This is a genomic window from Chromobacterium sp. ATCC 53434 (assembly GCF_002848345.1).
GTDB lineage: Bacteria > Pseudomonadota > Gammaproteobacteria > Burkholderiales > Chromobacteriaceae > Chromobacterium.
Genome location: NZ_CP025429.1, coordinates 805,855 through 829,748 on the forward strand (window position 1 = coordinate 805,855; position 23,894 = coordinate 829,748).

The window sequence follows — 23,894 nt, forward strand, 5'->3', positions numbered from 1 at the left end:
GGGGCGACCTGGCCAGTTTGCTGATGACAAGGCGGGTCGCACCCCGCCTTTTATTCTGTTGAAGACGAAATGCGCAATTGGCTGTTACCCGAATACATCGCCGACATCCTGCCGGCCACCGCCCGCCAGGTCGAGTCGGCCAAGGCCGCGATGCTGGAAGGCTTCCGCGTGGCTGGCTACGAGCTGGTGCTGCCGCCGCTGATCGAGTACATCGACTCGCTGGTCAGCGAGGGCGACGTCACGCTGGATCTGAAAACCTTCAAGCTGGATGACCAGCTGTCCGGACGCCAGCTGGGCCTGCGCGCCGACATCACGCCGCAGGTGGCGCGCATCGACGCCCACCTGCTCGGCGGGCGCACCGGCGTGACCCGGCTGTGCTATGCCGGCAGCGTGGTGCACAGCCGTCCGTCCGGCCTGACCAGCTCGCGCGAGCCGCTGCAGGTCGGCGCCGAATTGTACGGCTATGCCGGCATCGAGGCCGATCTGGAGATCATCGCGCTGATGCTGTCGACGCTGGAGAACGCCGGCGTGAAACAGCTGAGGCTGGATGTCGGCCACATCGCCATCTACCGCGGCCTGGCCGCGGCGGCCGGCCTCGCGCCGGAAGTGAGCCGCGAGCTGTTCGGCCTGTTGCAGAACAAGGACGCCGCCGGCATCGCCTCGCTGGTGGCCGGCGTCGCCGAGCCGTACAAGAGCGCCTTCCTGGCGCTGCCGGAGCTGTATGGCCCGGCGGCGGTGCTGGAGAAGGCGCGCACCCGGCTGCCGTCGCTGCCGGAAGTGGAGCTGGGCCTGATGCAGCTGTCGGCGATCGCCCGCGCGATGGAGGGCAGGGCGGAGCTGAGCTTCGACCTGGCCGAGCTGCGCGGCGACTTCTACCATACCGGTCTGATGTTCGCGGCGTACGCGCCGGGCTGGTCCGACGCGATCGCCCGCGGCGGCCGCTACGACAATGTCGGCCGCCGCTTCGGCCGCGCCCGTCCGGCCACCGGTTTCAGCCTGGATCTGCGCGACCTGCTGCGCATCCTGCCGGAGCGCGACTCCAGCCGCGGCATCCGCGTCGCGGCGCGCGATCTGCCCGCCGCCGCGGCCGAGGTGGCGCGCCTGCGCGCCGGCGGCGAGATGGTGGTGGTCGATTACCTGGGTGAATCCGCGGCCGCGCTGAACTGCGACCGCGAGCTGGTGCTTGCCGCCGATGGCTGGCAGCTGGCGCCGTTTAACTGACTTTTTGTTTGAATCCGACTGAAGAAGAGGTTTTTTCCAATGTCCAAGAACGTTGTCGTGATTGGCACCCAATGGGGTGACGAAGGCAAGGGCAAGATCGTTGACTGGCTGACCGACCACGCGCGCGCCGTCGTGCGTTTCCAGGGCGGCCACAATGCCGGCCACACCCTGTGGGTGAATGGCAAGAAGACCGTCGTCCGCCTGGTGCCGTCCGGCATTCTGCGCCCGGACGTCGAGTGCTTCATCGGCAACGGCGTGGTGCTGTCGCCGGAAGCGCTGCTGAAAGAAATCGACGAGCTGGAGGCCGCCGGCGTCAACGCCTCGGCCCGTCTGAAGATCGCCGAGGGTTGCCCGCTGATCCTGCCGTACCACATCGCGCTGGACCAGGCGCGCGAAGCCGCCAAGGGCGATGCCAAGATCGGCACCACCGGCCGCGGCATCGGCCCGTGCTACGAGGACAAGGTCGCGCGCCGCGCGCTGAAGGTCATCGACCTGTTCGATCCGGCCCGCTTCGAGACCAAGCTGAAGGAAAACGTAGACTACTACAACTTCCTGCTGACCCAGCTGTTCAAGGCCGAGCCGGTTAGCTACGAGGCGATCCTGGCCGACACCATGAAGATGGCCGAGCGCATCAAGCCAATGGTGGCCGACGTGTCGCGCACGCTGTACGACCTGAACGAAGCCGGCACGCCTATCCTGTTCGAAGGCGCGCAGGGCACGCTGCTGGACATCGACCACGGCACCTATCCGTACGTGACCTCGTCCAACTGCGTCGCCGGCGCCGCCGCGCCGGGCGCCGGCGTGCCGCCGCAGATGCTCAACTACGTGCTGGGCATCGTCAAGGGCTACGCCACCCGCGTCGGCTCCGGTCCGTTCCCGACCGAGCAGGAAAACGAAATCGGCGCCTTCCTGGCCGAGCGCGGCAACGAGTTCGGCTCCGTTACCGGCCGCCCGCGCCGCTGCGGCTGGTTCGACGCCGCCGCGCTGAAGCGCTCCATCCAGATCAACGGCGTGTCCGGCCTGTGCGTGATGAAGCTGGACGTGATGGACGGCCTGAAAGAGATCAAGCTGTGCACCGGCTACATGCTGAATGGCCAGAAGGTCGACATCCTGCCGTTCGGCTCCGACGCCGTCACCAAGTGCGAGCCGGTGTACGAAACGCTGCCGGGCTGGACCGGCACCACCGTCGGCGTCAAGCGCTGGGAAGACCTGCCGGCCAACGCCCAGGCCTATCTGAAGCGCATCGAAGAGGTTTGCGGCGCCCCGGTAGACATCGTGTCCACCGGTCCGGACCGCGAAGAAACCATCGTGCTGCGCCACCCGTTCGGTCTGTAAGCGAAGCTAGGCTTCAGCGATGAAAAAGCCCGCCGTTTTCGGCGGGCTTTTCGTTTGCGCGCTTCCCGACCCGGACGGTCATTCGTGCTGCAGGATGTTTATCAGCTTGCCCAGCGGATCGCGGATGAAGAAGCGGCGCACGCCCCAGGGTTCGCTGGCGGGCCCGTATTCGACGGCAATGCCGGCGTCGCGCACCCTGGCCAGCGCCTGCTCCAGATCATCCACCTCCACCGACAAGGCCGGGACCGGCGTCCCGGAGCCGCCTTCGCTGGCGAAGCTGATCTGTGGCTGCATGGCGGCACCGGAGGCGTAGGTGCGGATCCAGCCGTGATCCATCACCAATTCCAGGCCTAGCACGTCGCGATAGAAGGCATCGACCCGGCCTGGGTCATCCACGTCGAAATTGGCGATGATGCGGCGGATTTTCATTGTCCGATGTCCATGGCGGTTTGAATCATTCATCATAGCCCGCCGTGGCGCGATGGATCTCAGCTCTTGCCCCGGCCGGCGGGTTTGTAGCCGTCGTTCAGCGTCTTCAGGAAGGCCAGCATGTCGTCGATGTCCTTTTCGTCGAAGGCCGGCTTGCCGCCCGCTTTGCCGCCGAACGGCGCTTCCATGTTGACGTTGGCCTGGTAGCGGGCCGGCAGGTCGTCGAATTTGGCGGTCTTGCCGTCGCGGCCCTTCGGATACCACTTGGCCGGATTGGTGTCGCGCTCGGCGTAGAAGCGCAGCACCTGGCGCAGGTCGTGGAAGGCGCCGTTGTGGAAGAAAGTCTGGCGGGTGGCGACGTTGCGCAGGCCGGGCGTGCGGAACAGGCCGCAATAGTCGGCGCGCCGCTTGAAGTCGCCGCGATACGGTCCGCACAGGCCCAGATCGAAATAGCGGCCGTCGCGATTGGCGGCGATGGCCGGATTGCGTGGCGCGCCGACGGCGATGTGGCCGAAGTCGCTGAAGGCGGGGAAGGCGCCGCTTTCGCTGCGCTGGCTCAGGTGACAGGAGGCGCAATTGCCCTTGGCCGGATCGTTGAAGGCCTTCAGGCCGCGGGCCTCCTGCGCCGACAGCTTGGTCTGGCCGCGCAGATAGGCGTCGTACTTGCTGTCGTACGGATAGAACTCTTTCGGATTCTGCTGGAAGGTTTCCAGCGCCAGCACCGCCTTGTCGAAGGCTTGAGCCGGGTGCGCGAAGATGTCCTTGCCGAACAGTTCACGGAAGCGGGCGGCGGCCGGCGAGGCCTGCAGCCGCTTTGCCGCCTGGGCCGGCGTGCCGTTGGCCATCTCGTTGGCGGCCAGCAGCGGCAGCGCGGCCTGGGCGTGGGTGGAGTCGGCGCGGCCGTCCCAGGTATAGCCGCCGGTCGGGCCGGCGTCCTCGCTGTCGTTGCCGTCGTTGTCATGGAAATGCTCGCTGAACGGCGGCACGTTCTGCAGATAGCGCAGCGACGGGACGGCGCGGGTGCCCGGCTGCCTGCCGTCGCGGCCGCCCAGCTGCGCGGCCAGGCCGTTCGGCGGTCCGTAGGCGTGGCTGGGGCTGTGACAGCTGGCGCAGGACATCGCGCCGGAGGCCGACAGCGAGCGGTCGAAGAACAGCTGGCGACCCAGCGCCTCCAACTGCCCGGCGCTGACCGGGTGGGCGGACGGGGCGTAGCTGGCGCCCAGATAGGCGGGCTTGGGTGCGGCGCCGGACAGCGCGGCGATCAGCAGCGCGGCCAGCGCGCTGCTGCGGATCAAGGTGTGGCGCATGATGTTCACGAAGCGGGGATGTGGGCGGGGACTCTACTGCCGAAAAATGACGGAAATATGAAAACCGCTTCGAAGGCGGGAAAATATTAACCAAATGTAAATGGAGTGTAACATTCGATCGGGATAATCCGCACTCTCCCTAGAACCGCAAGGAAAACAATAATGCAACGCCTGAGCTGTGGCTTCGCGCTGACCCTGATCGGCGCCGCCGTGTTGAGCGCCTGTGGCGGCGGCGGCTCCTCCGCCTCGTCCACCACCAGCGGTGTGGTGACCGGCAGTTATTTCCGTCATGCCAAGGTATGCCTGGACCAGAACGGCAACGGCCGTTGCGACGCCGGCGAGCCGTCCACCTATACCGACGCCAACGGCGCCTTCACGCTGAAGGGCAATGGCGCGGTGCTGGTCGAAATCGGCACCGATGCCGTCCGCTACGATCCGGACAGCGATACCGCGACGCCGGTGAGCGACCCGTTGATCTTCCGGGCGCCGGCCGGCGCCGGCAATGTGGTGGTCAGCTCGCTGAGCACCGAGGTGGCCGACCTGATGGACGGCGGCATGGACTTGAACACCGCCCGCAACGCGGTGGCGGACCGCCTGGGCGTGACGCCGGACAAGGTGCTGGCGGACCACAACAAGGAAAGCGATCCCGACATCAAGGCCACGCTGAAGGCGGCGATCAACCAGAACATCGACGCCATCGCCAGCGCGGTGAAGGACGCCGGTCCCGGCGGCGACCTGAAGGCCAGCCTGCACCAGCGTCTGGGCATGGCCGACATCAAGAACGTCGTGGTGATCTACGCCGAAAACCGCGGCTTCGACAATCTGTACGGCTTGTTCCCTGGCGCCAACGGCATTCCGGGCGTCAACCCCAGCGCGAAGGGCCAGATCGTCGCGCAGAAGGATTTCGACGGTTCGACGCTGCCGGCGCTGCCGCCGACCTGGGGCGGCCTGACCGCCGCCGGCCAGAGCGTGACGCTGCCTCAGGCGCAGACGGTAGGCTTCGCCAACAAGCCGTTCCAGATCGACAACCCGGCGGGCCTGAACGGCACCGGCGTGGTGGTGCCGCAGTCGGTCATCACCCGCGACCTGGTGCACCGCTTCTACAATAACCAGATGCAGATCGACGGCGGCGCCAACGACAAGTTCGCCGCCTATTCCGACGCCGGCGGCCTGTCCATGGGCTATTACGACGGCAGCAAGATGGCGATGTGGAAGCTGGCGCAGCAGTACACGCTGGCCGACAACTTCTTCATGGGCGCTTTCGGCGGCTCCTTCCTGAACCACCAGTACCTGGTCTGCGCCTGCGCGCCGGAATATCCGAACGCCGACCAGTCGGTGGCCAAGGGCAGCATCTCGGCGATAGACACCGACGCCAAGGGCAACTTCGTGCGACTGACGCCGTCGGCCAGCACGCCGGCCTCGGTCCTGTCCGGTCCGGCCAAGTATCTGAACGACAGCAATCTGACGCCTAAGGACGCCGCCGGCAAATACTACGCGGTCAACACCATGCAGCCGCCGTTCCAGCCCAGCGGCAACGCCGCGGCGGCGGCCGACAAGACCGGCAAGTACGCCGATCCGTCCAAGGCCACCACCTTGCCGGCGCAGACCCAGGCGACGATAGGCGACCGGCTGGACGCCAAGAAGATCAGCTGGGCCTGGTATGCCGGCGGCTGGAGCGCGTCGCTGGCCGACGCCAGCAATATCTACAACGGCAGCGTGCCGAACTTCCAGGCCCACCATCAGCCGTTCAACTACTACGCGACCTTCGATCCGGTGAAGCAGGCGGACTACCGCAGCCAGCACCTGAAGGATTTCGATGGCCAGTTCCTCGGCGACGCCGCGGCCGGCAAGCTGCCGCAGGTGGCGTTCTACAAGCCGCAGGGCAATCTGAACCAGCACTCCGGCTATGCCAGCGTGGCCGATGGCGACGCCCACATCGCCTCGGTGATCGCCCAGTTGCAGCAGAGCCCGCAGTGGAAGAACATGCTGGTGGTGGTGACCTATGACGAGAACGGCGGCTATTACGACCACGCCGCGGTGCCGAAGGGCGACCGCTGGGGTCCTGGCACCCGCATTCCGGCGATCCTGATCTCGCCGTTCGCCAAGAAGGGCTATGTCGATCATACCCAGTACGACACCGCCTCGGTGCTGCGTTTCCTGACCCGCCGCTTCGGACTGAAGGCTCTACCGGGCGTGACAGCGCGCGACGTCGGGCTGGTGAAGAACGGCGGCAAGCCGATGGGCGACTTCAGTACCGCGCTGACCTTCCGCTAAGCCGCGCGGGCCGCCCGTTCGTCGGGCGGCCCGGCCGGCGCGAACACGGCGGCGGCGGGCGATGATAAACTAGCTGACAATTCGTTTCCCGCTGATTCGCCATGCAGTTGAAAATCGCTTCCGGCATGCTGACGCCGCTGATCGTCGCCACGGCCTTGTTCATGGAAAACATGGACGCCACCGTCATTTCCACTTCGCTGCCGGCGATCGCGAAGGATCTCGCCGTCGATCCGATCTCGCTGAAGCTGGCGCTGACCTCCTATCTGGTCAGCCTGGCGGTGTTCATTCCGATCAGCGGCTGGATGGCCGACCGCTACGGGGCGCGCCGCATCTTCCGTTCCGCCATCATGGTGTTCATGTTGGGCTCGCTGCTGTGCGCGGCCACCGGTTCGCTGCACGGCTTCGTGCTGGCGCGCTTCCTGCAGGGCATAGGCGGCGCGATGATGGTGCCGGTGGGACGGCTGGTCATTCTGCGCACCACGGACAAGGCTGATCTGGTGCGGGCGCTGGGCTACCTGACGGTGCCGGCCTTGCTGGGGCCGGTGATAGGGCCGCCGCTGGGCGGCCTGATCAGCACCTATTTCCATTGGCGCTGGATCTTTCTGATCAATATTCCTATCGGCCTGCTGGGCATGGCGCTGGCGGGGCGCTATATCGCGAATCTGACGGAGGAGAGCGTGCCCAGGCTGGACGTGGCCGGTTTCGTCCTCACCGGCGCCGGGCTGTCCATGCTGATGCTGGGTCTGGCGTCGGAGGGCCGGCACATGCTGTCCGCCGCCGCCTCGATCTGGCTGACCGGCTTGGGCGCCGCGCTGCTGCTGGCCTATCTATGGCATTACCGCCGCCAGCAGCATCCGTTGCTGGATCTGTCGTTGCTGCGCCTGCCCACTTTCCAGGCCGGCGTGGTCGGCGGTTTCATGTTCCGCGTCGGCATCGGCACCATCCCCTTCTTGTTGCCGCTGATGCTGCAACTGGGCTTTGGCTTCACGCCGTTCGAATCCGGCCTGCTGACCTGTTCGACGGCGATGGGGGCGATAGGGATGAAGACCATCGTCGCCAGGGTGCTGCAGCGCTTCGGCTTCCGCCGGGTGCTGGTGGTCAACAGCCTGCTGGCCGGCTGCTCGGTGGCGCTGTACGTGCTGTTCCGCGCCGACACGCCGCACTGGATGATGCTGGCGGCCTTTGTGCTGGGCGGCTGCCTGCGTTCGCTGCAATTCACCAGCCTGAACGCGATCACCTTCGCCGACGTCGACAAGGAGAGGCTCAGCCAGGCCACCAGCCTGTCCAGCGTGGCGCAGCAACTGGCGGCCGGCTTCGGCGTCACGATGGGCGCCTTCGCCTTGCAGACGGTGTCCTGGTGGCAGGGGCATCTGCAACTGACGGCCGGAGACTTCGGCCAGGCTTTCCTGATCATGGGCAGCCTGACCGCGCTGTCCAGTCTGCTGTTCCTTAAGCTCGAGCGGAACGCCGGGCAGCAGGTATCCGGCGGGCATGAATGACGGCCGCCGGGCGTAGCCGGTTCCCCGGCGTTTCGCCGGGGGAACCGTAGCCTAGGCCTGGTCCGAGCTTGCGTCGGCGAACGCCCAGGTGTCGAGCTCGCCGAATTCCAGCCAGCACTCGCCGGCCGTCCTGGGCTCCTGCCCATAGGCGCGCAACCGACCCTCTCCCTGTTGCAACAGATATTCCCAACGGTCGCCCAGATACATCGCGGCGAGCAGCCTGGCCGGCAGACGGTTGTGGCCCGGCTCGTCGCGCACCCTCAGCCGTTCGAGGCGGATCACCGCCTGGGCTTTTCCGCCCACCGGCAACGGGTGGCGGGCGGTGGCCCGCAACTGCCAGCCGTCGCCGTTCAGCGTGACGCTGTCGCCTTCGCTGGCGGCGACGGTGGCGCACAAGGTGTTGTTGGCGCCCATGAATTGCGCGCTGTACAGGGTGTCGGGCCGGGCGTAGAGCTCGGCCGGCGTGCCGGACTGTTCGATGCGGCCATGCTTGAGCAACAGGATGCGGTCGGACATGGCCATCGCCTCGCCCTGGTCGTGGGTGACGCACAAGGCGGACAGTTTCAGCTCGATGATCAGCTCGCGCAGCCAGGCGCGGGCCTCCTCGCGCAGCTTGGCGTCCAGATTCGACAGCGGCTCGTCCAGCAGGATGACCGGCGGGTTGTAGACCAGGGCGCGGGCGATGGCCACGCGTTGCTGCTGGCCGCCGGAGAGCTGATGCGGGTAGCGCTGTCCCAGCGCGCCCAGGCCCAATTGCTCCAGCACCTGCCGGACGCGGTCGGCGATCTCCTGCTGCCCGGTCTTGCGCAGCTTGAGGCCGTAAGCCACGTTTTCCGCCACCGTGCGGTGCGGCCACAGCGCGTAGGACTGAAACACCAGTCCCAGCGAGCGGCGCTCCACCGGCAGATCGTGGCCGGCGTTGCCGTCGTACAGCGCTTGCCCGTTCAGATGGATGCTGCCGGCGGAAGGCCGCTCCAGTCCGGCGATGGCGCGCAGCAGCGTGGTCTTGCCGCTGCCGGACGCGCCGAGCAGGGAAACGACCTCGCCGGCGTTCAGGCTGAAGGACACGCCTTGGAGAATCGGCGTGGCGTCATAGCTGAGAAACAGATTGTCGACGACGAGTTTAGTCATGCAATTTCACTCCCAGGCGCAGTGCCGCGGCCAAGCCGGCGCCCACCATCAGAATATTGATCACGGACAGCGCGGCCACCTGGTCGACCGCGCCGGTGGCCCACAGCGAAACCAGCAGCGAGCCGATGACTTCGGTGCCGGGGGACAGCAGGTAGACGGCGGTCGAGTATTCGCGCTCGAAAATCATGAAGATCAGCAGCCAGCTGGAGATCAGGCCGAAGCGGATCAGCGGCAGGGTCACGTCCAGGCTGGCGCGTCGCGGGCCGGCGCCGGCGCTGCGGGCGGCCTCCTCCAGTTCCGGCCCCACTTGCAGCAGCGCGCTTTGCACCAGCCGCGTGCCGTAGGCCAGCCACACCACGGTGTAGGCCAGCCAGATAGAGAACATGCTGTTCTTCGCGCCCTGCAGGCCAGGGACAAACAAGAACACCCACAGGAAGGCGAGGCCGGCCAGGATGCCGGGCACCGCGCGCGGCAGCAGCACCAGATAGTCCAGCAGCCGGCTGCCCCAATCATGGCGGCGATGGCCGGCGAAACCCACCAGTGTGTAGAAACCCACCGCCAGCGCGCCGCCTATCACGCCGATGCCCAGCGTGTTGACGATGGCGCGCACGATGCTGTCCTCCTCGAACAGCAGGGTGAAATGTTCCAGCGTCAGCGCGTCGGCGAGAGCGACGCCTTCTCCCCAGTGGCTGACCACCGAGCGCAGCGCGATGCCGGAAATGGGCACGGCCACGGTCAGCAACAGCCATAGCAGCACGACGGCGGCGGCGGGGTGGCGCCATGCGCCCAGCGACAGCGCGTGCTGGCGGCCCGCCTTGCCTTTCACCGTGACGAAGCGGTTGGCGCTGCGCAGCAGGCGGCGCTGCAGCAGCACCAGCGGAAAGGTGATGGCGATCAGGCATACCGCCACCGCGGCCATCAGGTGATAAGAAGGAATGCCCAGCTTGTTGGTGAGCTTGTACAGATAGGTCGCCAGCACCAGATGGCCTTCCGGATCGCCCAGCACCAGCGGCAGGCCGAAGATTTCAAAGCCGAGAAACAGCACCAGCACGCCGGAGAACAGCAGCGACGGCATGATCATCGGCAGGCTGACGTCGCGCGCCACCCGGAACGGGCTGGCGCCGGCCACCCGCGCCGCCTCCTCGACGTCCGATCCCAGGTTGCGCAGGGCGGCGGAGGCGTACAGGTAGATGTGCGGCACATGGGTGAGGCCGGCGATGACGGCGATGCTGGTCAGCGAATAGAGGTTCCACGGCAGCTCGTCCGCGCCGAGCAACTGCTTGAACCACAGCGAATAGAAACCCACCGGCCCGATGGCGACCACGTAGCCGAAGGCCAGCACCATAGGCGAGACGAACACCGGCGTCAGCAGCAGCGGAGCCAGCCAGCGTCGGCCGGGCAGATCGGTGCGGACCATCAGGAAGGCGAGCATGCCGCCCAGCGGTATGGCGATCAGGGCCATGCCGACGGCGATGGCCGCCGAGTTTTTCAGCGCGGACCAGAAGTCCGGATCGGCGAAGATGAAACGGTAGGCGTCCAGGCCCAGGTTTTTCTTCGCCATGAAAAATGGCTGGTCGAGCAGGCTTTGATACAGCACCAGCGACAACGGCGCCATGACGGCCAACGCGACGCAGGCTATCAGCAGATTGCGCCAGCAGAGATGGCGGAGCAGCGGATGACTGGGCGCGGTTCGCCGCGCCGCCGGGGGCGGCACGGCGGTGGAGGAGGTGTTCATTGCGGTGACTCCGGGATGTGGGCGTCCGGCGCGGAGCGGGGCGACGCCGCGCGCGGGACGGGATGCGGCTCAGTTCTTCAGCGCCTGCTGCCAGTTGCGCATGAAGTCCAGACGCTTGGCCTGGTCCAGGTAAACCAGCAGGCCGGGACCGATCTGTATCGGCTTGATGCTGTTGCCCAACTGCTGGTTCAGCGCGGACAGCGAGGCCGCGCCGTCGACGTCGGCCCGCAAGGAGAACAGATCGGCCTGGTTGGCGAGAATGTCCTGTCCGCGTTTCGACAACAGGTAGTCCAGCCACAGCCGGGCGGCGTTGGGGTTTCTGGCCTTTTTCGACACGATGGCCAGGCGGCTGGCGACCTGGGTGTAGTCCTTGGGATAGACGTAGCCGATCGACGGGTCCTTCTTGGCCTTGGCGAAGGCGTAGGAGCCGAGAATGTTGTAACCGATCAGGTTCTCGCCGGAGGAGATGCGCTCCATCATCGCGCCGGTGGAGGTCTGCAGCTTGACGCCGGCTTGTCCCAGCGCGCGCACCAGCTCCCACACGCCCTGCTGGCTGTAGCGATAGTCCTGGGTCAGGAAGTTGAAGCCGACGCCCGAGCGCTCGATGTCGTAGGTGGTGACCTTGCCCTTGAAGCGCGAGGGGTTGGCTTTGAGGATGCGGATCAGGTCGGCCCGGGTCTGCGGGATTTCCGCCGGCTTGAGCAGGCGCTTGTTGTAGACGATGGCCACCGGTTCGTAAGTGGTGGCGTAGGCCTGCTGCCGGTAGTGGGCCCACTTGGGCAGCTTGGGCGTTTCGGGCGAGGCGTAGCTGGCGGCGTAGCCGTCGTTGACCAGCTTCACCTGCAGGTCCATCGCCGAACTCCAGACCAGGTCGGCGCTGACGCTGTCGGCCGCGTTCTCGCTGATGAAGCGGTTGTAGATCTCGGTGGTGTTCATGTCGTGGTATTCCACCTTCACCGCCGGATACAAGGACTGGAAGTCCTTCAGCAGCGGCCGGGCGATGGCGCTGTCGGTGGCGGAATAGACGATCAGCTTGCCCTCCTTGGCGGCGGCGCTTTCCAGATTCTGGTAACTGGACGGATAGTGCGCCGGCGCGGCCCAGGCCGCGCCGCCGAACGCCGCGATGCAGAGTGATAGTTTCAGCTTGCCATGCATGATGTCCTCCTCCTGTGGGAGCCCTGATCGGGCTCGTCTTGGCTCCGCCGCTCTATTGGCTGCGGTCTGGCAAGCATGGTATTAGAGTAAACCTTTCAATCCGCTTTCAATTTGGCAGCTCATGCGCATTCTTCTGGTGGAAGACAATCTGGATCTGGCCGAATCCCTGCTCAAGGCCTTGACGCAGGCGGGCTTCGCCGTCGACGCGATGCGCGACGGCCAGGATGCCGACCATGTGCTGCGCACCCAGGACTACGCGCTGGTGATCCTGGATCTGGCCTTGCCCAGGCTAGACGGCTGGGAAGTGCTCAGGCGCCTGCGGGCCCGGCGCAAATCGGTGCCGGTGCTGATCCTGACCGCGCACGGATCGGTCGAGGACAGGGTCAGGGGGCTGGACATGGGCGCCGACGACTACCTGCCCAAGCCGTTCGACCTGGTCGAACTGGAGGCCAGGGTGAGGGCGCTGATACGCCGCAGCCATGGGCACGAGCACAATCTGCTGAGCGTCGGCGACTTGAGCTACGACGGCGCCAGCCGCCTGTTCACGCTGGCCGGCCTGGCCTTGAAGCTGACGCCGCGCGAGCATGCGGTGCTCGAGCTGCTGATGCTGCAAGGGGGCAAGGCCATCAGCAAGGACGCGCTGTCGGAGCGCATTTTCAGCCTGGACGAATCCGGCAGCGCCGAGGCGATGGAAATCTACGTGTACCGCTTGCGCAAAAAGCTGGCGCACGGCGATGTCGGCATCGTCACGCTGCGCGGCCTGGGTTATCTGCTGGCGCGGACGGAGCGAGGCGATGGCTAGCGGAAGCGGCGGGCCGCGGAGCAGTTTGCGGCTGCGCTTGCTGTGGGGACTGCTGCTGCCCTTGCTGCTGCTATTGTCGCTGGACGCCTGGCTGACTTATCGACGCAGCCTGGCCGGCGCCAACGCGGCTTTCGACCGCATGCTGCATACCTCGGCGCGCGCCATCGCCAACGGCATCAGCAGCCATGGCGGGGACGTCCGGGTGGACATTCCGTATTTCGCCTTGCAGATGTTCGAGAGCAATGCCGCCGGCAAGGTGTTCTATCGGGTCAGCGACGCGCGAGGCAAGCTGCTGACCGGCTACGGGGACCTGCCGCTGCCCGCCCGGCGAGGCGCGGGGGCGCCCGCCTTGCAGTTTTCCGATGCAGATTACCTGGGCGAGGACGTGCGTCTGGTCAGCCTGCGCCTGTCGGTGCGGGACATGCTGACCTTGCGGGACCTGGATGTCTGGGTGCAGGTGGCCGAGACGCCGGAGTCGCGGCGGGAACTGGCGCGTAGCCTGCTGCTGGGGTCGTTGCTGCAGGAAATCCTGCTGGTGTTGACGCTGCTGCTGATCGTCTCGCTGGCGGTGAGCCGAGGACTGCGCCCGTTGCGGTGGCTGTCGGAGCAGATGGCGTCCAGGCCGCAAGGGGAGCCGCTGCCCAGGGCGGGCCTGCCCAGCGAGCTGATACCGCTGGTCGACGCGCTCAATTTGCACGACGAGCGCTTGCAGCGGCTGCTCGCCGCCCGCCGGCGCTTCATAGACGACGCCGCCCACCAATTGAAGACGCCGCTGGCGGTGATGCAGGCGCATGCGGAACTGGCCCTGCGCGAGGACGACGCCGGTGCGCAGCGGCAGCAATTGCTCCGCCTGCTGGCCAGCCTGCGCCAGGCCGGGCATATGGTGGGCCAGTTGTTGCAGATGTCGCGGCTGGAGCCGGACAACGGCCAGGCGATCGAGATGGAAACCGTCGATGTGGCGGCGCTGGCGCGCGAGGTGGCGCTGGAGTGGGCCGCGGCCGCGCACGAGCGGCGGGCCGATCTGGCTTATGAAGGCGTGCAGGCCTTGCCGGTGTGGGGCAACCGGGCCCTGTTGCGCGAACTGTTGAACAATCTGCTGGACAACGCCTTGCGCTATGCCGGCCGCGATGCGGTGGTGACGGTGGCGGCCGTCGACATGCCGGACGCCTGCCTGCAGGTCAGAGACAGCGGTCCCGGCATTCCGGAGGCGGAGCGCGACAAGGTATGGCTGCGTTTTTACCGGCCGGCCGGCGAGCGGAGCGAAGGCAGCGGCCTGGGCCTGGCCATCGTCAGAGAGATCGCCGCCAGGCATGGCGCGCGCTTGTCGCTGGACCAGGCGGACGAGGGCGGCGCGCGCGTCAGCGTCTATTTCCCCAGGAACTGAGGCGGCTATTTGTTATTTTATATAAAATCTAAATTAGAATAGTGTGAAAGAAGACTGGCGGGATGGAAAGACGGCTTCGACCTCTCCCGGCGCTTGGCGATCGCGGGCGCGAGGGATGGTTCGGGGAGGCGCGGATGAATCTTCTGACTCTGGATCTGAACCTGCTGCTGGTGTTCGATGCCATTCTGAGAACGAAAAGCACGACGCTGGCCGCGGAGGAGCTGAGCCTGACGCAGTCGGCAGTCAGCAATGCCTTGAGGCGCTTGAGAATAGCCTTCGACGACCCTCTGTTCGTCAAGACCAGGGACGGCATGCTGCCCACCGTCTTGGCCAAGGAGCTGGCCGATCACGTTCACGCCGGCCTGGCATCGTTCCGGCAGGCGGTGGAAACCAGAAGCCATTTCGACCCCCTGACCTCAGACCGCTCGTTCACCATCTATATCAGCGACATCGGGCAGATGGTCTTCATGCCCAGGCTGATCTCCCACTGTGCGTCGGCGGCGCCCAATATCCGCATCGCCACCGTCGACGCCTCGCCGAAGGAGGCGCAGCATGCGATGTCGGCCGGCGAAATCGATCTGGCCATCGGCCTGTTCATGAGCTTCGATCCCGGTTTCCATCAGCAAAGACTGTTCCGCGAGTACTACGTCGTGATCGCGCGCGATGGACACCCGGCGATATCGGCTGGGCTGCCGCTGGGAATATTCCTCGATGCGCGACATGCGGTGTACAGGCCAACGGCGGGCAGCCACGCGATGTTCGAAGAAGTGGTCGAGCGGATATTCGAGGCAAACGGATGCGTCAGGCAGGTCGCCGTCCGGCTCGCCCATTCGCTCGGGCTGTCGCAGATCATCGCGGCCAGCGACCTGCTGGTTTGCGTGCCTAGCCGCTTGGCGCACGCCTTCAATGGCTATGCGAACATCCGGGTTTTTCCGCTGCCGTTTGACGCGCCCGCCTTCGATATCTCTCAGCTCTGGCATAGGCGGTGCCATCGCGACGCCGGCCACCGCTGGCTCAGGCACACTGTCGCATCGCTGTTCGACCAGACGGTCGGCGCGCATTTATGATGTAAATACCGTGTATTCACACAATTTGTTGGTGTGGCGGGGGGCGGCCGGCCTACCTTGAGCGAATCAACGCGGCAGCCTCCGTCGTGCCCGGAGCAGGGCTTCGACCAGGCTGCAGCGGGTAGCGCAACGCTGGAGGCCGGCCGTGATCAATCTGCACGCCATTCGCTATGTCCGCCTGGCGACGAAGGACATTCAGTCCACCGTCCAATACGCGCAGCAGATACTCGGGCTGCAGCAGGTTCGCCGCGAAGGGCCCTTTTTCTATTTTCGCAGCGACGATAGAGACCACTCCGTCTGCTACTACGAAGGCGATCCGGCCGAGCAGACCGTCGCCTTCGAGGTCGGCGCGGCGGCCGAGCTGGATGCCGCCGCCGCGCAACTGGAGGCGATGCGCGCGCCGGTCAGGCGCGGGCGCCGGGACGAGAGCGAGATGCGGCGCGTAGAGGATTTCATCACCTTCTCCGATCCTAGCGGCAACCAGATAGATTTGGTGCTGCGTCCGCATGACAGCGGCCGCCGATACCACGCGTCGCGCGACGCCGGCATAGAGTCGTTCAGCCACGTCGGCCTGCGCACGACCGACGCCGCCCGCGACGAGGCGTTCTGGACGACGACCTGCAATGCGCGTGTGTCGGACCGGATAGGCGACGCGCCGCTGCTGCGCATAGACGAGGTGCACCACCGGATCGCGCTTTTTCCGTCGGACCGGGCCGGCGTCCAGCACGTCAACTTCCAGGTCGGCAGCATCGACGACCTGATGCGCTCCTACTACTTCCTGCTCGAACGCGGCGTGCCGATACGTTTCGGCCCCGGCCGGCACCCGACCTCCGGCGCCGTCTTCCTGTATTTCGCCGGCCCCGACGGCATGGTCTACGAGTATTCGACAGGCGTGCGCCTGATCGCGGCCGACGAGGAGGCGGGCTATCAGCCGCGCCAGTTTCCCTTTGGGCCGACCGGCTTCTGCATGTGGGGCGCCAGGCCCGGCATAGAAGAATTTTCCGTCTGATGCGGAGGAGACGATGCTTGACGACCTTCATTCCGACACCGACCGCAAGCTGAGAGTCGCGGCGCGCGCGCTGGGCCGGGCGGGCCTGGCACACGCTTACGGACACTTCAGCGCGCGGCTGGACGCCGGGCACTTTCTCGTCTGCGCGCCCAAGCCGATGGCGCTGCTGGAAAGCGCGGACCAGGGGACGGTGGTGCCGGTCAACGGCGCGCTGCCCGACGGCGTGCTGGGTGAGGTCCGCATCCATCAGCAGATCTATGCCCGGCGCCCGGACGTCGGCGCCGTCGCCAGAAGCATGCCGCCGAAGCTGGTGTCACTTTCCGTCTTGTCGCGCACACCGTTGCCGCGGCACGGCTTCGGCAGCTATTTCGCGCCCTTCGTTCCGCTTTGGGACGATCCGCTGCTGATCCGCAGCGACGCGCAGGCCGGCGCGCTGGCCGAGCTCATCGGCGACGGCCGGGCCGTGGTGATGCGGGGCAATGGCGCCGTCGTCGCCGGGGATTCGATAGAGGAGGCGCTGGTCTTGAGCTGGTATCTGGAGGATGCGGCGCGCGTGGAGCTGGATGTGCTGTCCTGCGGGGCCGGGCTATTGAGCAAGACGCTGACGCAGGTGCAGTGCGAAGCCCGCGCGACGTTTTCCGGACGGATTCTGGAGCGGATGTGGGACTACCTCTGCTCGGGCGATTGCGAACGCTGAAGGATGGGTCGATGAGAGACAAGACCGCGTTTCAGAATTTCATCAATGGCGAGTGGGTATCGACGGAGCGCCATTTCGATAATGTCAATCCTGTAGACGGCAGCCTGATCGGGCCGGTGCACGAGGCCGGCGCGGACGAGGTCGGCGCCGCGGTGAAGGCCGCGCGCGCCGCGCTTTCCGGGCCATGGGGCCGCTTCAGCGTAGAGCGGCGGGTCGAACTGCTTCACGCGATAGCCGACGGCATCGACCGCCGCTTCGACGACTTCCTGGCTGCGGAAATCGCCGACACCGGCAAACCGATGTCGCTGGCCAGCCATCTCGACATCCCGCGCGGTGCCGCGAATTTCCGGCTTTTCGCCGACATCGTCAAGAATGCGGCTACGGAATCGTTCGGGATGGCCACGCCGGACGGCGGCCATGCGCTCAATTACGCAGTCCGGTCGCCCAGGGGAGTGGTCGCCGTGATCTGTCCGTGGAATCTGCCGCTGCTGCTGATGACATGGAAGGTGGGGCCGGCGCTGGCGTGCGGCAACGCCGTCGTCGTCAAGCCCTCCGAGGAGACCCCCGGCACCGCCACGTTGCTTGGCGAAGTGATGAACGAGGTCGGCGTACCACCCGGCGTGTACAACGTCGTCCACGGCTTCGGGCCGGAATCGGCCGGCGAGCATCTGAGCGCGCATGGCGGCGTCAACGCCATCACCTTCACCGGCGAGACCCGCACCGGCGAGGCCATCATGAAGTCGGCCGCTCGCGGCACGCGCCCGGTCTCCTTGGAGCTGGGCGGCAAGAACGCGGCCATCGTGTTCGCCGACTGCGATTTCGACAAGGCCGTCGACGGGGTGGGGCGCTCGGCGTTCGCGAACAGCGGACAGGTCTGTCTGGGAACGGAGCGTGTCTACGTCCAGCGGCCTATCTTCGATCGCTTCGTCGCGGCGCTCAAGGCTGGGGCGGAGTCGCTGAGGCCCGGCAATCCGTACGACAAGCACATGGACTTCGGCCCGCTGATCTCGCAGCAACACAGGCGGAAAGTGCTTTCCTATTACGAGCGCGCGCGGGCCGATGGCGCGACGGTGGTGACCGGCGGCGGCGTGCCCCGCATGGAGGGCAGGCTGGCGGAAGGCTCTTGGGTGCAGCCTACGATATGGACCGGCCTGGCCGAAAGCTCGGCGGTGATCCGCGAGGAAATATTCGGCCCCTGCTGCCATATCGCCCCCTTCGATACCGAGGACGAGGCCATCGCCCTTGCCAATGCCAGCGAATATGGACTGTGCGCCTCGGTCTGGACCGGCGATATCGGCACCGCCCACCGGCTGGCGGCGGCGATAGACGTCGGCCTGTGCTGGATCAACTCGTGGTTTCTGCGCGACCTGCGCACGCCGTTCGGAGGCGCCAAGGCGTCCGGCATCGGACGGGAGGGCGGCGTCCATTCACTGGATTTCTATACGGAGTTGCGCAATGTCTGCATCCGTTTCTAAGCGCCTTCCCGGCGGTTGTTTACGGCCCCGAGGCGATCGCGAACAGACTTTGAACAGGCGCTGAGGCCAGCATGGACCCATCCGACATCAAGCGCCACGGCGCGGAGCTTTATCAGGCGTTGCTCGCCGGCCAGCCGGTCCCGCCGCTGTCGTCCCGCGCGCCCGGCATGACGCTGGACGATGCCTATCTCGTTCAGACCGAGACGGTGGCCCTGCGGCTGGCAGATCGTCATGAGAGGGTGCTGGGCAGGAAGATAGGCGTGACCAGCCAGGCCGTGATGGACCTGCTTCGCGTCGATCAACCGGACTTCGGCGTGCTGACATCCGGCATGGCCTGCCAGGACGGCGCGGTTCTTTCATTGGCGCCATTCATCTCGCCGAAGGCCGAGGGTGAGATCGCTTTCATTCTGAAGCATGAGCTGTCCGGCCCCGGCGTCATGGCCGCCGATGTGCTTCGCGCGACCGAATGCGTGATGCCCTGCATCGAACTGGTCGACTCCCGCATCGAGGACTGGAAGATCACCATCGTCGACACCGTCGCCGACAACGCGTCGTCCGGCGCTTTCGTGCTCGGCGATCAGGCGATCTCCCCGTCGAGGATGGATCTGTACACCGTGGGCATGACGCTGGAACGCAATGGCGAGATCGTCGCGACGGGCGCCGGCGCGGCGGCCTTGGGGCATCCGGCGAACGCCGTGGCGTGGCTAGCCAATGCGCTGGGCCGCCACGGCCAGGGATTGCGGGCGGGGGAGCTGGTGTTGTCTGGCTCGCTCGCCACGATGATTGCGGTGAGCGCCGGCGACAATCTGTTGCTGCGGCTAGGCGGCATCGGCACGGCATCGGTGCGGTTCGGCCAGGCGCCGGGGAGAGAGCGATGAATCTGGACAGGCATGCGATTGCCCGCCTCGCGGAGATGCTGGAATCGGCCGAGATCGAACGGCGAGCGGTGGTGAAGATTACCGAGGAGTGCCCGGATCTGGACCAGGACGACGCCTATGCGATCCAGGATGAAATCCGCCGGCGCAAGGAGGCGCGGGGCGTGCGCATCGTCGGTTACAAAATGGGCCTGACCTCGCTGGCGAAAATGCGGCAGATGGGCGTGGCGGAGCCTGTGCGCGGTTTTCTGACCGGCTACGGCTATTGTGTCGACGGTGCGAGCATCGCTACAAAGGATTTGATCCATCCGAAGGCGGAGGCGGAAATCGCCTTCGTGCTGAAGCGTTCGCTGACCGGGCCGGGCTGCACGATAGCCGAGGTGCTGGCGGCGACGGACTTCGTCGTGCCGGCCGTCGAGATCATCGACTCGCGTTATCTGGATTTCAAATTCGATGTGCCGAGCGTGATCGCCGACAACACGTCGGCCGCGAGGTTTGTCGTCGGCGGCGGCCACAAACCGGTGGACGGCCTGGACTTGAAGACCCTGGGCATCGTCCTCGAGAAGAACGGCGTGGCCGTCGCGACCGCGGCGGGCGCGGCCGTGCTCGGCCATCCGGCGCAGAGCGTCGCGATGTTGGCGAACATGCTGGCGCAGCGCGGGGAAACGCTGTCGGCGGGCGCTTTCATCATGACCGGCGGAGCCACCGAAGCCATTCCGGTCAAGGCGGGTGACAGCGTCACCGCGCGGTATCAAGGGCTTGGATCGCTGACGATGCGCTTTGTTTGATGCGCGCGAATGCCGGGGAAGAATATGCCGATCATTCAGGTTTCCATGATGGAAGGCCGCAGCGACGGAGAGAAGGCGAGGCTGATCGAGGCGCTGACGGCCGCCGTCGTCGAGCAATTGGGCGCGCCGCGCAAATCGGTTCGGGTCCTGATCAACGAAGTGCCGAAGGCGAACTGGGGCATAGCCGGGAAAACGGCCAAGGAGCTTGGCCGATAAGCTGTAGGGAGAGCGATATGGATCATGTCGAACGGGCTAAGGTGGCGATCATCGGATCGGGAAATATCGGCACGGATTTGATGATGAAGTTGCTGTGCCATGGGCGGAGCCTCGAGCTTGCCGCCCTGGCCGGCATAGACGCGAAATCGGACGGCTTGGCGCGGGCTGGGCGGCTGGGCATCGCGGCCATTTCGGATGGGATCGATGGCCTGCTTGCCTGGCCCGGCATCGACGCGATCAAGATCGTCTTCGACGCGAGCTCGGCCGGCGCGCACCGCCGGCACAGCGAGCGGCTGCTCGCGCGGGGCATCAAGGTCATCGACCTGACGCCGGCCGCGATCGGGCCTTTCGTCGTTCCGGCCGTCAATCTGGACGCGGAACTGGACGCGCCGAACATCAATATGGTGACCTGCGGCGGCCAGGCGACGATTCCTATCGTCGCCGCGGTTTCGCGGGTGGCGAAAGTCCGTTACGCCGAGATCGTCGCATCGATCGCCAGCCGGTCGGCGGGGCCGGGGACCCGGGCAAACATCGACGAATTCACCGAGACGACGGCCCGCGCGATCGAGAAGCTTGGCGGCGCGGACAAGGGCAAGGCCATCATTGTCCTGAATCCGGCGGAGCCGCCGCTGATGATGAGGGACACCGTCTACACCCTTTCCGAGCCGGCGGATGCCGCGCTGATCGAGCGCAGCGTCGCCGACATGGTGGCCAGGGTGCAGGCCTATGTCCCCGGCTACCGGCTGAAGCAAAGCGTGCAGTTCGATCTTCACGACGACGCGCATCCGCTTTCTGTGCCCGGGCTGGGCAAGGTTTCGGGCTTGAAGACGACGGTCCTGCTCGAGGTGGAAGGGGCGGCCCATTACCTGCCGGCTTATGCCGGCAATCTGGACATCATGACCAGCAGCGCGCTGATATGCGCCGAACGCTTCGCCGAGTCGGCGATGGCGATATGGGAGGGAAAGCGATGAATCCCGCGGGAAAGAAGCTGTACATCTCCGACGTGACCCTGAGGGACGGCAGCCATGCGGTGCGCCACCAGTACAGCATCGCGAACGTTGTCGCGATCGCGGCGGCGCTGGACGCCGCGGGCGTCGACAGCATAGAAGTGGCGCATGGCGACGGCCTCGCCGGCTCGTCGTTCAACTATGGCTTCGGCGCCCACGCCGATGTCGAATGGATCGCCGCGGCCGCGGAGGCGGTCCGGCACGCCAGGATAGCCACGCTATTGCTGCCCGGCGTCGGCACCGTCCGCCATCTGCGCGAGGCCTATGACGCCGGCGCGCGCGTCGTGCGCGTCGCGACGCACTGCACCGAGGCGGATATTTCGAAGCAGCATATAGAATGCGCCGCCAGACTGGGCATGGACGCGGTCGGTTTCCTGATGATGAGTCATATGGCGGAACCGGCGGCGCTGGCTGAACAGGCCAGGCTGATGGAATCGTACGGCGCAAGCTGCGTATATATCGTCGATTCGGGCGGCGCGCTGGACATGAATGCCGTCCGCCAGCGCTTTCGGGCCTTCAAGGACGCGCTGAAGCCCGAGACGCAAACCGGCATTCACGCGCATCACAATCTGAGCCTGGGCGTCGCCAACTCCATCGTCGCCGTGGAGGAGGGCTGCGACCGCGTCGATGCCAGCCTGGCCGGCATGGGGGCCGGGGCCGGGAACGCGCCGCTGGAGGTTTTCATCGCTGCGGCCAGCCGCCTCGGCTGGAATCACGGCTGCGACCTCTACCGCCTGATGGACGCCGCCGACGACATCGTCCGGCCGCTTCAGGACCGGCCGGTCCGGGTGGACCGCGAGACGCTGGCGCTCGGCTATGCCGGCGTCTATTCCAGTTTCCTCAGACATGCCGAGGCGGCGGCCGCGAAGCACGGGCTCTCGACGTTGGACATCCTGGTGGAACTGGGGCGCCGACGGATGGTGGGGGGCCAGGAAGACATGATCATCGACGTCGCGCTGGATCTGAAAAGGAGGCGGGAGTCGGCTACGGCTTGCGAAGAGACGGAAACCTCGATCAAAATCGCGCGGGAAACGCCGGTGGGCACCAGACCCGCCGCTTAGCGACGCAAGGACAATAGGGGGGAAGCATGAAGGCGGCAGATTTGATCAATGGAAGCGGCATTTCGAGGCTACAGCTCGCAGTGCTCGCGTATTGCCTGCTGATAGTCACGCTAGACGGATTCGATACCGCATCGGTCGGCTATCTGGCGTCCTCGCTGCGTGCGGAATGGGCGATGCAGACCGCGAGCATGGGGAATATCTTCGGCGCGGGACTGCTGGGCCTGATGATAGGGTGTTTTTTGTTCGGGCCGGTGGCGGATCGCATAGGCCGCAAGAGAGTGCTGATCGCTTCCGTCGTTTTTTTCGGATGCGGCAGCGTGGCTTCGGCATTTGCCCAGTCGCCTGAACAGATGGCCGTGCTGAGGCTGTTGACCGGACTCGGTCTCGGCGGCGCCATGCCGAACGCGATCACGCTGAGTTCGGAATATAGCCCGGCCCGTCTGCGCTCACTGCTGGTGACCACCACGTTCTGCGGCTTCACGCTGGGCTTCGCCGTCGGCGGCTGGGTGGTCGCGTGGCTTCTTCCCATCATTGGCTGGCGGGGGGTATTGCTTGCCGGCGGTCTGGCGCCGCTGATGCTCGTGCCATTGCTGCTCGTGTATTTGCCGGAGTCGCTCGACTATCTTCTCGCCAATGGGCGGCGAGCCGGCGAGGCCCTGCGGATCGCTAAGAAGATCAGGCCGGACATCACGGCTATCGCCGCCCAGGACAATGCTGGGCCTCGCGCGCTGATTCCGGTGCGGGGCCTGCTTGCCGGCGATGTCCGATCGGGAACCGTTCTGCTGTGGCTGAGCTACTTCTGCACGCTGTTCGCCTTCTACCTGTTGTCGAGCTGGCTTCCGCTGGCGCTGAAGGATTCCGGCTACTCCATCGCCGAGGCGGCCCGCCTCGGGGCCATGCTTCCGCTGGGCGGAACCGTCGGCGCCGTCGTCATCGGTTACTGGATGGACAGGCGCAATCCTTATCTGGTGCTGGCCTGCTCATATCTGATCGCCGCGACCTCCCTGCTGCTGCTGGGCTGGAGCGCTCACGATCCGGTTCTTCTGCATATTGTGGTCTTTGGCGCCGGCCTTGGCGTGGCCGGTTCCCAGACCGGGGCCAATGCCTTGACCGCGTGCTTTTATCGCAGCGACGTGCGCGCCACCGGCGTCAGCTGGGCTCTGGGCATGGGGCGGGTCGGTTCGATACTGGGGGCCATGGTCGGCGGCGTTTTGCTGGCCGCCTTGGGAGACATGTCGACGGTGTTTGGAATGGTGGCCATTCCGGTCTTCCTGGCTGCGATGCTGATGCTGTTGATGAGAAGTCTTCAGGCTCGCCGACAAGCAGGCGTGCTCGAGCCGCTGGAATTGGGGGCGACGGACCATCGATAGGCTGGTCGGTATCCAGGCTCTGCGAGTGCGGATTCCGAGGGGCAGGCGGTGGCCTGC

The 23,894-nt window shown here is 66.0% G+C and carries 21 protein-coding genes; 16 read left to right on the forward strand and 5 right to left on the reverse strand.

Annotation, left to right across the window (positions count from 1 at the left end):
• The first annotated feature begins 69 nt into the window (after positions 1-69).
• Together CXB49_RS03765 and CXB49_RS03770 are read left to right on the forward strand one after the other, a co-directional pair.
• On the forward strand, positions 70-1,221 hold the full coding sequence (locus tag CXB49_RS03765; RefSeq protein ID WP_101707150.1) for an ATP phosphoribosyltransferase regulatory subunit: 1,152 nt from the start codon (positions 70-72) through the stop codon (positions 1,219-1,221).
• 39 nt (positions 1,222-1,260) lie between these two features.
• Positions 1,261-2,556 carry an adenylosuccinate synthase gene (locus CXB49_RS03770; protein ID WP_101707151.1) on the forward strand — a complete coding sequence of 432 codons (1,296 nt, stop codon included), beginning with the start codon at positions 1,261-1,263 and terminating at the stop codon, positions 2,554-2,556.
• Between the two features lie 78 nt (positions 2,557-2,634).
• Here CXB49_RS03770 and CXB49_RS03775 read toward each other — a convergent pair whose 3' ends face one another.
• Both CXB49_RS03775 and CXB49_RS03780 read right to left on the reverse strand, forming a co-directional pair.
• Positions 2,635-2,985: a VOC family protein gene (locus CXB49_RS03775; protein ID WP_101707152.1), complete on the reverse strand. Its 351-nt coding sequence runs from the start codon at positions 2,983-2,985 to the stop codon at positions 2,635-2,637.
• A gap of 59 nt (positions 2,986-3,044) precedes the next feature.
• Complete coding sequence (locus CXB49_RS03780) at positions 3,045-4,292, reverse strand: cytochrome-c peroxidase (RefSeq protein ID WP_101710590.1); 1,248 nt, start codon at positions 4,290-4,292, stop codon at positions 3,045-3,047.
• 162 nt (positions 4,293-4,454) lie between these two features.
• Between CXB49_RS03780 and CXB49_RS03785 the strand changes: the two genes are divergently transcribed.
• Both CXB49_RS03785 and CXB49_RS03790 read left to right on the forward strand, forming a co-directional pair.
• Positions 4,455-6,566 (forward strand): acid phosphatase, encoded by a 2,112-nt coding sequence (locus CXB49_RS03785; RefSeq protein ID WP_101707153.1) that lies wholly within the window; start codon positions 4,455-4,457, stop codon positions 6,564-6,566.
• A gap of 101 nt (positions 6,567-6,667) precedes the next feature.
• Complete coding sequence (locus CXB49_RS03790) at positions 6,668-8,065, forward strand: MFS transporter (RefSeq protein ID WP_233492928.1); 1,398 nt, start codon at positions 6,668-6,670, stop codon at positions 8,063-8,065.
• A 51-nt stretch (positions 8,066-8,116) separates the two neighbouring features.
• On the opposite strand, the gene CXB49_RS03795 is transcribed toward CXB49_RS03790, so the two are convergent.
• From CXB49_RS03795 to CXB49_RS03805, 3 genes are all read right to left on the reverse strand, one after another.
• Positions 8,117-9,196, reverse strand: coding sequence for an ABC transporter ATP-binding protein (locus tag CXB49_RS03795; RefSeq protein ID WP_101707154.1), 1,080 nt, complete (start codon positions 9,194-9,196; stop codon positions 8,117-8,119).
• Positions 9,189-10,931 (reverse strand): iron ABC transporter permease, encoded by a 1,743-nt coding sequence (locus CXB49_RS03800; RefSeq protein WP_101707155.1) that lies wholly within the window; start codon positions 10,929-10,931, stop codon positions 9,189-9,191. Before CXB49_RS03800 ends, CXB49_RS03795 begins: the two co-directional genes overlap by 8 nt.
• 69 nt (positions 10,932-11,000) lie before the next feature.
• Positions 11,001-12,086: an ABC transporter substrate-binding protein gene (locus tag CXB49_RS03805; RefSeq protein WP_101707156.1), complete on the reverse strand. Its 1,086-nt coding sequence runs from the start codon at positions 12,084-12,086 to the stop codon at positions 11,001-11,003.
• 121 nt (positions 12,087-12,207) lie between these two features.
• Between CXB49_RS03805 and CXB49_RS03810 the strand changes: the two genes are divergently transcribed.
• From CXB49_RS03810 to CXB49_RS03865, 12 genes are all read left to right on the forward strand, one after another.
• Positions 12,208-12,888: a response regulator gene (locus CXB49_RS03810; protein WP_101707157.1), complete on the forward strand. Its 681-nt coding sequence runs from the start codon at positions 12,208-12,210 to the stop codon at positions 12,886-12,888.
• Entirely contained in the window at positions 12,881-14,272 is a 1,392-nt protein-coding gene (locus CXB49_RS03815) for a sensor histidine kinase (RefSeq protein ID WP_158300605.1), read from the forward strand. The genes CXB49_RS03810 and CXB49_RS03815 overlap by 8 nt, the downstream gene beginning before the upstream one ends.
• Before the next feature lie 134 nt (positions 14,273-14,406).
• On the forward strand, positions 14,407-15,339 hold the full coding sequence (locus CXB49_RS03820; protein ID WP_101707159.1) for a LysR family transcriptional regulator: 933 nt from the start codon (positions 14,407-14,409) through the stop codon (positions 15,337-15,339).
• Positions 15,340-15,484: 145 nt separating this feature from the next.
• Positions 15,485-16,348 carry a VOC family protein gene (locus CXB49_RS03825; protein WP_101707160.1) on the forward strand — a complete coding sequence of 288 codons (864 nt, stop codon included), beginning with the start codon at positions 15,485-15,487 and terminating at the stop codon, positions 16,346-16,348.
• 13 nt (positions 16,349-16,361) lie between these two features.
• Complete coding sequence (locus CXB49_RS03830; RefSeq protein WP_101707161.1) at positions 16,362-17,045, forward strand: class II aldolase/adducin family protein; 684 nt, start codon at positions 16,362-16,364, stop codon at positions 17,043-17,045.
• A complete protein-coding gene (locus tag CXB49_RS03835; RefSeq protein ID WP_233492929.1) occupies positions 17,009-18,520 on the forward strand; it encodes a 2-hydroxymuconic semialdehyde dehydrogenase in 1,512 nt (503 codons plus the stop codon). Before CXB49_RS03830 ends, CXB49_RS03835 begins: the two co-directional genes overlap by 37 nt.
• A gap of 71 nt (positions 18,521-18,591) precedes the next feature.
• Positions 18,592-19,398: a fumarylacetoacetate hydrolase family protein gene (locus CXB49_RS03840; protein WP_101707163.1), complete on the forward strand. Its 807-nt coding sequence runs from the start codon at positions 18,592-18,594 to the stop codon at positions 19,396-19,398.
• Complete coding sequence (gene dmpH / locus CXB49_RS03845; RefSeq protein ID WP_101707164.1) at positions 19,395-20,183, forward strand: 2-oxo-3-hexenedioate decarboxylase; 789 nt, start codon at positions 19,395-19,397, stop codon at positions 20,181-20,183. Before CXB49_RS03840 ends, dmpH begins: the two co-directional genes overlap by 4 nt.
• A gap of 24 nt (positions 20,184-20,207) precedes the next feature.
• A complete protein-coding gene (locus CXB49_RS03850) occupies positions 20,208-20,399 on the forward strand; it encodes a 2-hydroxymuconate tautomerase (RefSeq protein WP_101710592.1) in 192 nt (63 codons plus the stop codon).
• Positions 20,400-20,416: 17 nt separating this feature from the next.
• On the forward strand, positions 20,417-21,370 hold the full coding sequence (locus CXB49_RS03855; RefSeq protein WP_101707165.1) for an acetaldehyde dehydrogenase (acetylating): 954 nt from the start codon (positions 20,417-20,419) through the stop codon (positions 21,368-21,370).
• The gene (gene dmpG / locus CXB49_RS03860; protein ID WP_101707166.1) at positions 21,367-22,467 is read left to right on the forward strand and encodes a 4-hydroxy-2-oxovalerate aldolase; all 1,101 of its coding nucleotides are present in this window, start codon (positions 21,367-21,369) and stop codon (positions 22,465-22,467) included. Before CXB49_RS03855 ends, dmpG begins: the two co-directional genes overlap by 4 nt.
• 26 nt (positions 22,468-22,493) lie before the next feature.
• Positions 22,494-23,837 (forward strand): aromatic acid/H+ symport family MFS transporter, encoded by a 1,344-nt coding sequence (locus CXB49_RS03865; RefSeq protein ID WP_101707167.1) that lies wholly within the window; start codon positions 22,494-22,496, stop codon positions 23,835-23,837.
• The last annotated feature ends 57 nt before the right edge of the window (positions 23,838-23,894 follow it).

Excerpts from the sequence above, each read along its gene's own strand:
- CXB49_RS03785 (WP_101707153.1), top strand. The coding sequence starts at position 4,455 with ATGCAACGCCTGAGCTGTGGCTTCGCGCTGACCCTGATCGGCGCCGCC.
- CXB49_RS03795 (WP_101707154.1), bottom strand. The coding sequence starts at position 9,196 with ATGACTAAACTCGTCGTCGACAATCTGTTTCTCAGCTATGACGCCACG.
- dmpG (WP_101707166.1), top strand. The coding sequence starts at position 21,367 with ATGAATCCCGCGGGAAAGAAGCTGTACATCTCCGACGTGACCCTGAGG.
- CXB49_RS03775 (WP_101707152.1), bottom strand. The coding sequence starts at position 2,985 with ATGAAAATCCGCCGCATCATCGCCAATTTCGACGTGGATGACCCAGGC.
- CXB49_RS03805 (WP_101707156.1), bottom strand. The coding sequence starts at position 12,086 with ATGCATGGCAAGCTGAAACTATCACTCTGCATCGCGGCGTTCGGCGGC.
- CXB49_RS03820 (WP_101707159.1), top strand. The coding sequence starts at position 14,407 with ATGAATCTTCTGACTCTGGATCTGAACCTGCTGCTGGTGTTCGATGCC.
- CXB49_RS03865 (WP_101707167.1), top strand. The coding sequence starts at position 22,494 with ATGAAGGCGGCAGATTTGATCAATGGAAGCGGCATTTCGAGGCTACAG.
- CXB49_RS03850 (WP_101710592.1), top strand. The coding sequence starts at position 20,208 with ATGCCGATCATTCAGGTTTCCATGATGGAAGGCCGCAGCGACGGAGAG.
- CXB49_RS03770 (WP_101707151.1), top strand. The coding sequence starts at position 1,261 with ATGTCCAAGAACGTTGTCGTGATTGGCACCCAATGGGGTGACGAAGGC.
- CXB49_RS03810 (WP_101707157.1), top strand. The coding sequence starts at position 12,208 with ATGCGCATTCTTCTGGTGGAAGACAATCTGGATCTGGCCGAATCCCTG.
- CXB49_RS03815 (WP_158300605.1), top strand. The coding sequence starts at position 12,881 with ATGGCTAGCGGAAGCGGCGGGCCGCGGAGCAGTTTGCGGCTGCGCTTG.
- CXB49_RS03790 (WP_233492928.1), top strand. The coding sequence starts at position 6,668 with ATGCAGTTGAAAATCGCTTCCGGCATGCTGACGCCGCTGATCGTCGCC.
- CXB49_RS03780 (WP_101710590.1), bottom strand. The coding sequence starts at position 4,292 with ATGCGCCACACCTTGATCCGCAGCAGCGCGCTGGCCGCGCTGCTGATC.
- CXB49_RS03800 (WP_101707155.1), bottom strand. The coding sequence starts at position 10,931 with ATGAACACCTCCTCCACCGCCGTGCCGCCCCCGGCGGCGCGGCGAACC.
- CXB49_RS03830 (WP_101707161.1), top strand. The coding sequence starts at position 16,362 with ATGCTTGACGACCTTCATTCCGACACCGACCGCAAGCTGAGAGTCGCG.
- CXB49_RS03855 (WP_101707165.1), top strand. The coding sequence starts at position 20,417 with ATGGATCATGTCGAACGGGCTAAGGTGGCGATCATCGGATCGGGAAAT.
- CXB49_RS03840 (WP_101707163.1), top strand. The coding sequence starts at position 18,592 with ATGGACCCATCCGACATCAAGCGCCACGGCGCGGAGCTTTATCAGGCG.
- dmpH (WP_101707164.1), top strand. The coding sequence starts at position 19,395 with ATGAATCTGGACAGGCATGCGATTGCCCGCCTCGCGGAGATGCTGGAA.
- CXB49_RS03765 (WP_101707150.1), top strand. The coding sequence starts at position 70 with ATGCGCAATTGGCTGTTACCCGAATACATCGCCGACATCCTGCCGGCC.